General features: G+C 70.4%; 6 protein-coding genes. 3 read left to right on the plus strand and 3 right to left on the minus strand.

Annotated features, from left to right (window positions below):
* Positions 1-177: 177 nt before the first annotated feature.
* The 3 genes from ACWGJO_RS40005 to ACWGJO_RS40015 all read left to right on the plus strand — a co-directional run bounded on the left by ACWGJO_RS40005 (position 178) and on the right by ACWGJO_RS40015 (position 2,723).
* Entirely contained in the window at positions 178-1,095 is a 918-nt protein-coding gene (locus ACWGJO_RS40005; protein ID WP_359910612.1) for an ABC transporter ATP-binding protein, read from the plus strand.
* Positions 1,092-2,228, plus strand: a complete 1,137-nt coding sequence (locus tag ACWGJO_RS40010; protein WP_359910609.1) for an ABC transporter permease — start codon at positions 1,092-1,094, stop codon at positions 2,226-2,228. Before ACWGJO_RS40005 ends, ACWGJO_RS40010 begins: the two co-directional genes overlap by 4 nt.
* Positions 2,229-2,318: 90 nt before the next feature.
* A complete protein-coding gene (locus ACWGJO_RS40015; protein WP_387685424.1) occupies positions 2,319-2,723 on the plus strand; it encodes a globin in 405 nt (134 codons plus the stop codon).
* 90 nt (positions 2,724-2,813) lie between these two features.
* On the opposite strand, the gene ACWGJO_RS40020 is transcribed toward ACWGJO_RS40015, so the two are convergent.
* The 3 genes from ACWGJO_RS40020 to ettA form a co-directional block, all read right to left on the minus strand.
* The gene (locus ACWGJO_RS40020) at positions 2,814-3,506 is read right to left on the minus strand and encodes a hypothetical protein (RefSeq protein ID WP_452190658.1); all 693 of its coding nucleotides are present in this window, start codon (positions 3,504-3,506) and stop codon (positions 2,814-2,816) included.
* Positions 3,507-3,535: 29 nt separating this feature from the next.
* Positions 3,536-3,979 carry an acyl-CoA thioesterase gene (locus ACWGJO_RS40025; protein WP_452190660.1) on the minus strand — a complete coding sequence of 148 codons (444 nt, stop codon included), beginning with the start codon at positions 3,977-3,979 and terminating at the stop codon, positions 3,536-3,538.
* Between the two features lie 145 nt (positions 3,980-4,124).
* Positions 4,125-5,789: an energy-dependent translational throttle protein EttA gene (gene ettA / locus ACWGJO_RS40030; RefSeq protein WP_359910599.1), complete on the minus strand. Its 1,665-nt coding sequence runs from the start codon at positions 5,787-5,789 to the stop codon at positions 4,125-4,127.
* Positions 5,790-5,974 lie beyond the last annotated feature (185 nt).

Below are 5,974 nucleotides of genomic sequence, written 5' to 3' on the forward strand. Positions count from 1 at the left end.
CGCGGATCAACCCCCCCAACATATTTTCCTGTGGGGCCTTATGTCCAACCCCGGGGGGGGCGGGGCGTAATTCGACATCCGCCCGGCCCGACTTTGTTTGACCCCTCTTCAAAATATCCGCAAACTCGCTCGCACGGATGTGCACAGGAGTCTTCACAGCCCCTAGGCTCAGGCCACATGACTGCTGCTATATCCGCTGACGGCATACGTCAGCGGTACGGGGATGTGCAGGCCGTCGACGGGGTGTCGTTCACCGTCGAGGCCGGCGAGTTCTACGGGATCCTGGGCCCCAACGGCGCCGGGAAGACCACCACGATGGAGATCCTGGAAGGAGTCCGGAAACCGGACGAGGGCCGGATCCAGCTACTGGGCATGGAGCCCTGGCCGCGCAATCCGAAACTGCTGCCGCGAATCGGCGTGCAGTTCCAGGCGACCGCTTTCTTCCGGAAACTGACGGCCCGGGAGACCATCCGCACCTTCGCGTCGTTCTACGGGGTCGGCCCCAAGCGGGCCGATGCGATGCTGGAGCGGGTCGGCCTCTCGGACAAGGCCGAGACCCTGACCGACCAGATGTCCGGCGGCCAGGCCCAGCGCCTGTCGATCGCCTGCGCACTGGCGCACGACCCGGAGCTCGTCTTCCTGGACGAGCCCACCACCGGACTCGACCCGCAGTCCCGGCGCAACCTGTGGGACCTCCTGCGGGACATCAACGCCGAGGGCCGCACGGTCGTGCTGACCACGCACTACCTGGACGAGGCCGAGGTGCTCTGCGACCGGGTCTCGATCATGGACCACGGCAAGATCCTCCACACCGGCGCCCCGGCGGCACTGATCCGCGAGATCGACGACACCGTCCGGATCAGCGTGGCCTCCGGCCAACTCCCGCTCGCCCGGGCCCGGGAGCTGATGACCGCGGCCGGCGCGGACATCGCCAACCTGGAGGACGACACCGTCTCGCTCTCCGTCTCCACCCGCGTTCCGGCCCCGGTGCTCAGCGTCCTCGCCGAGCAGAACGCGCTGCGCGGCTTGGAAGTGCGCGGCGCCACCCTGGAGGACGTCTTCCTCCAGCTGACCGGACGGGAGTTCCGCGCATGACCGCCAGCACCTCCACCGAGCCGCAGGCCCCGGCCCGGCGCGGCGGCCCCGCCACCGACGAGCGGGAGCGGGTCAGCGCGTTCTGGAGCCTGTCCCGCGCCATGCTGCTCGGGATGAAGCGCGACCGCACCGCGACCTTCTTCATCCTGCTGTTCCCGCTGGTGTTCCTGGTGTTCTTCGGCAGCGTGACCAAGGGCTCCGGCAGCCCCCACGCCAAGGTGGCGCAGGTCGGCGCGGTGAAGCTGTTCGACTCGATCCAGGGCGACGAGCGGGCCGGGCTGGACAAGGTCCTCACCATCACGAAGACCGACGACGAGGCCGCCACGCTGGAGAAGGTCCGCAAGGGCGACTACGACGCGCTGATCAAGCAGGGCCCGGACGGCACGGTCGAGCTGCGCTACACCGCCGCCGACCAGGTCCGCGCCGGCGCGCTCCAGGGCATCCTCAACTCGGTGGTCCAGACCGCCAACCAGGCGGCCACCGGCCAGAAGCCGGCCTTCGTGCTGGACTCCCAGCAGGTCGAGGACAAGTCGCTCAAGCCGATCCAGTTCCTCACCCCCGGCCTGCTCGGCTGGGCCGTCGCCACCGGCGCGGTGTTCGGTGCCGCGCTGACGCTGGTCAACTGGCGCAAGTCCAAGGTGCTGCGGCGGCTGCGGCTGGCCCCGATCAACGCCGGAACCGTGGTCAGCTCCCGGATCCTGGTCTCGCTGCTGACCGCGTTCCTGCAGACCGCCGTCTTCCTGGTGGTCGCGACGAGCTTCTTCGGGCTCAAGCTCACCGGCAACTGGTGGCTGATCATCCCGCTGGTGGCCTGCGCGACGCTCGCCTTCATGTCGATCGGCCTGCTGGCCGGCTCGGTCGCCAAGACCGAGGAGGCGGCCAACGGCATCTCGCAGATCATCGTGCTGCCGATGTCCTTCCTGTCCGGCTCGTTCTTCCCGCTGGACGGGGCGCCGGGCTGGCTGAAGGCCGTCTCCGAGGTCATGCCGCTGCACTACCTGGTCAACTCCGCCCAGTCGGTGCTCACCCGCGGCGGCGGCGTCATGGACGCCCTGCCGACCATGGGCGGCCTGCTGCTCTTCGCGGCCGTGCTGACCGGCATCTCCTGGAAGCTGTTCCGCTGGGAGGACTGACCCTCCCCGGTTGACGTCCACCGATCCCGACGGGGTCGTACGCCTTTGGTCCCGGTGTACGACCCCGTCGGCGTCTGCGACCATGGTCGGGTGAGAGAGATCCGGCGAGGCACGTTGAGCGAGGAGACCTTCTACGACCAGGTCGGCGGTGAGCCGGCCTTCCGGCGGCTCGCCCACCGGTTCTACGAGGGCATCGCCGAGGACGAGTTGCTGCGGCCGATGTACCCCGAGGAGGACCTCGGGCCGGCCGAGGAGCGGATGGCCCTCTTCCTGATGCAGTACTGGGGCGGCCCGCGCACCTACAGCGAGCGGCGCGGCCACCCCCGGCTGCGGATGCGGCACGCGCCGTTCAAGGTCGACAAGGCCGCGCACGACGCCTGGCTCACCCACATGCGGGCGGCCGTGGCGAGCCTGGAGCTGCCGGCCGAGCACGAGCAGCAGCTGCTCGAGTACCTGACCTACGCCGCCGCCTCGATGATCAACACCCCGGGCTGAGGCCGTTCCCGGGGTCTTCCCCGGGTCTTTCCGGGCTTGCGGGCCGGGGCTTGCGGGCCGGGGTTCGCGGGCCGGGGTTCGCGGGCCCGGCTACCGGACCGGGCTGAGCCCCAGCCCCGCGCCCGGCGCGGCCACCGTGCGCACCGCCACCGAGCCCGCCGGGGCGCTCAGCCGCAGCCAGCCGCCCGCCCGGTGCACGGTCAGCGGCACACCGGGCCGCAGGAAGCCGATCACGTACGCGGCGTGCAGCGCGCGCAGCGGCAGCTCGGGCAGCACCGTGACCGGGCGGGACCAGATCTCGTCGGCCAGCGCGTCCAGCACCGTGCGGCCGCGGTGGTGCGCCGGGACCGCCTCACTGCGCTCGCGGAACTCCTGCACCCCGGCCATGAGTTCGGGGTACACCTCGGCCACCGGCGGGGCGCCCACCGGCCGCCAGCCGGTGCGCGGCGGCAGCAGCCCGGCCCAGGCCGGGCCGGTCACCGGCGCGGGCAGCGCGACGGCGCCCGCCTCGGCGTCCACCCCGTCCAGCAGCTGACCCGCCGAGACGGTCAGGTCCACCGGGCCGTCCAGACCGCCCAGCCGCACGGTACGGACCGCCAGCGCGCCCGAACCGCCCAGCGGCAGCCGTCCGAAGACCGCCAGCACGCCGTCGCCGTCGCCCGGGCCCACCGCCTGGAGCCGGACGGCCGCCGCCCGGTCGAAGCGCAGCAGGCGCAGCAGGAAGGCGGAGAGGTCGGCGGCCTCCCCGGTGTCGGTCAGGGCCAGACGGGCGGTGATGGTCACAGCGGTTCAGCTCGAATCGTCAGGTGGGGTCAGACGGTGGCGACGGCCGGCTCTATGTCCATGAAGCGGCCGAGGAACTCCCGCTCCACCGGCGAGATCCGGCGCGGCCGGCCCTCGGCCAGGTCGTAGGGGACGACCACGGTGGACGCCCGGACGTACACGATGTCGCTGCCGTCCTCGGCGACGTCCTTGATCTCGTACGAGACCGTCAGCGAGGCGCCGCCGATCTTCGTCACCCAGGTCTCGATGGTGACCGGCTCGGGCCGGTGCACCAGCGGACGCTTGTAGTCGATCTCGTGGCGCGCCACCACCGAGCCGCCCGCGAACTCCCCGGCGCCGGCCGCGGCGGCCTGGGTGAACATGAAGTCGATCCGGGCCTCCTCCAGGTAGCGCAGGAAGACCACGTTGTTGACGTGCCCGAAGGCGTCCATGTCGGACCAGCGCAGCGGGCAGGCGTAGATGTGGCGAGCCACGGCAGTTCTCCTCGGTGTCCTGTCGCCCGCCGCCGTCCACCGCCGGTGGCGCGGGACGCGACGCGGCGGACGGTGGCGGCGACGGGCCGCGGCCCGGCAGGCCGCCCCGGAGGGCAGTCTGCCGGGCCGTTGTGACGGCTGGGTGTCAGCCTCGGGTCAGCTTCTTGTACGTGGCCCGGTGCGGACGGGCGGCGTCGGCGCCGAGCCGCTCGATCTTGTTCTTCTCGTACGACTCGAAGTTGCCCTCGAACCAGAACCACTTGCTGTCGCCCTCGTAGGCGAGGATGTGGGTGGCCACTCGGTCCAGGAACCAGCGGTCGTGGGAGATGACCACGGCGCAGCCGGGGAACTCCAGCAGGGCGTTCTCCAGCGAGGAGAGCGTCTCGACGTCCAGGTCGTTGGTGGGCTCGTCGAGGAGCAGCAGGTTGCCGCCCTGCTTGAGGGTGAGCGCCAGGTTCAGGCGGTTGCGCTCACCACCGGAGAGCACGCCGGCCGGCTTCTGCTGGTCCGGGCCCTTGAAGCCGAAGGCCGACACGTAGGCGCGGGACGGCATCTCGACCTGGCCGACGTTGATCCAGTCCAGACCGTCGGAGACGACCTCCCAGAGGGTCTTCTTCGGGTCGATGTTGGAGCGGGTCTGGTCGACGTAGCTGATCTTGACGGTCTCGCCGACCTTGACCGTGCCGCTGTCCGGCGTCTCCAGGTCCTGGAGCATCTTGAACAGGGTGGTCTTGCCGGCGCCGTTCGGGCCGATGATGCCGACGATGCCGTTGCGCGGCAGGGTGAAGCTCAGGTCGTCGATCAGGATCTTCTCACCGAAGGCCTTGTTGAGGTTCTCGACCTCGATGACGACGCTGCCCAGACGCGGGCCCGGCGGGATCTGGATCTCCTCGAAGTCCAGCTTCCGCATCTTGTCCGCCTCGGCCGCCATCTCCTCGTAGCGGGCCAGACGGGCCTTGGACTTCGCCTGGCGGCCCTTGGCGTTGGAGCGGACCCACTCCAGCTCCTCCTTGAGGCGCTTGGCGCGCTTGGCGTCCTTCTGCCCCTCGACCTTGAGGCGCGACTGCTTGCTCTCCAGGTAGGTGGAGTAGTTGCCCTCGTAGCCGATCGCGCGGCCGCGGTCGAGCTCCAGGATCCAGCCGGCCACGTTGTCCAGGAAGTACCGGTCGTGGGTGACGGCGACGACGGTGCCGGCGTACTTGGCCAGGTGCTGCTCCAGCCAGTTCACCGACTCGGCGTCCAGGTGGTTGGTGGGCTCGTCGAGCAGCAGCAGGTCGGGGGCCTCCAGCAGCAGCTTGCAGAGCGCCACGCGGCGCTTCTCGCCACCGGAGAGCTTGGTGACCTGCCAGTCGCCGGGCGGGCAGCCCAGCGCGTCCATGGCCTGCTCCAGCTGGGCCTCGAGGTCCCAGGCGTTGGCGTGGTCCAGGTCCTCCTGGAGCTTGCCCATCTCGTCCAGCAGCGCGTCCGAGTAGTCGGTCGCCATCAGCTCGGCGATCTCGTTGAAGCGGTTGAGCTTCCCCTTGATCTCCTTGACGCCGTCCTCGACGTTCTCCAGGACGGTCTTGGACTCGTCCAGCGGCGGCTCCTGGAGCAGCATGCCGACGGTGAAGCCCGGCGAGAGGAAGGCGTCGCCGTTGGAGGGGTGCTCCAGGCCGGCCATCATCTTCAGCACGGTGGACTTACCGGCGCCGTTGGGGCCCACGACGCCGATCTTCGCTCCGGGGAGGAAGCTGAGCGTCACGTCGTCAAGGATGACCTTGTCTCCGTGAGCCTTGCGCACCTTGCGCATCGTGTAGATGTATTCCGCCACGTGAGATCGCTCCGGCGTCGTCGGGAGTAATTCGGCTTGCAGCCTTCCATTGTGCCGCACCCGGCCCGGAGCCCGAACCGCCCAGGTGACCCCACAGGGGTATCCGGAGCCGCTCCCCGCCCACCCGGGCCCCTTCCGCCCCGCCCCGCGAACGCGACGGCCCGGCTCCCCGCACGGGTGCGGGG

The sequence above is a fragment of the Kitasatospora sp. NPDC054795 genome, assembly GCF_053611565.1.

What these genes read in the sequence shown, in the direction of transcription:
- ACWGJO_RS40005 (WP_359910612.1), top strand. Translation starts at nt 178, where the DNA reads ATGACTGCTGCTATATCCGCTGACGGCATACGTCAGCGGTACGGGGAT.
- ACWGJO_RS40010 (WP_359910609.1), top strand. Translation starts at nt 1,092, where the DNA reads ATGACCGCCAGCACCTCCACCGAGCCGCAGGCCCCGGCCCGGCGCGGC.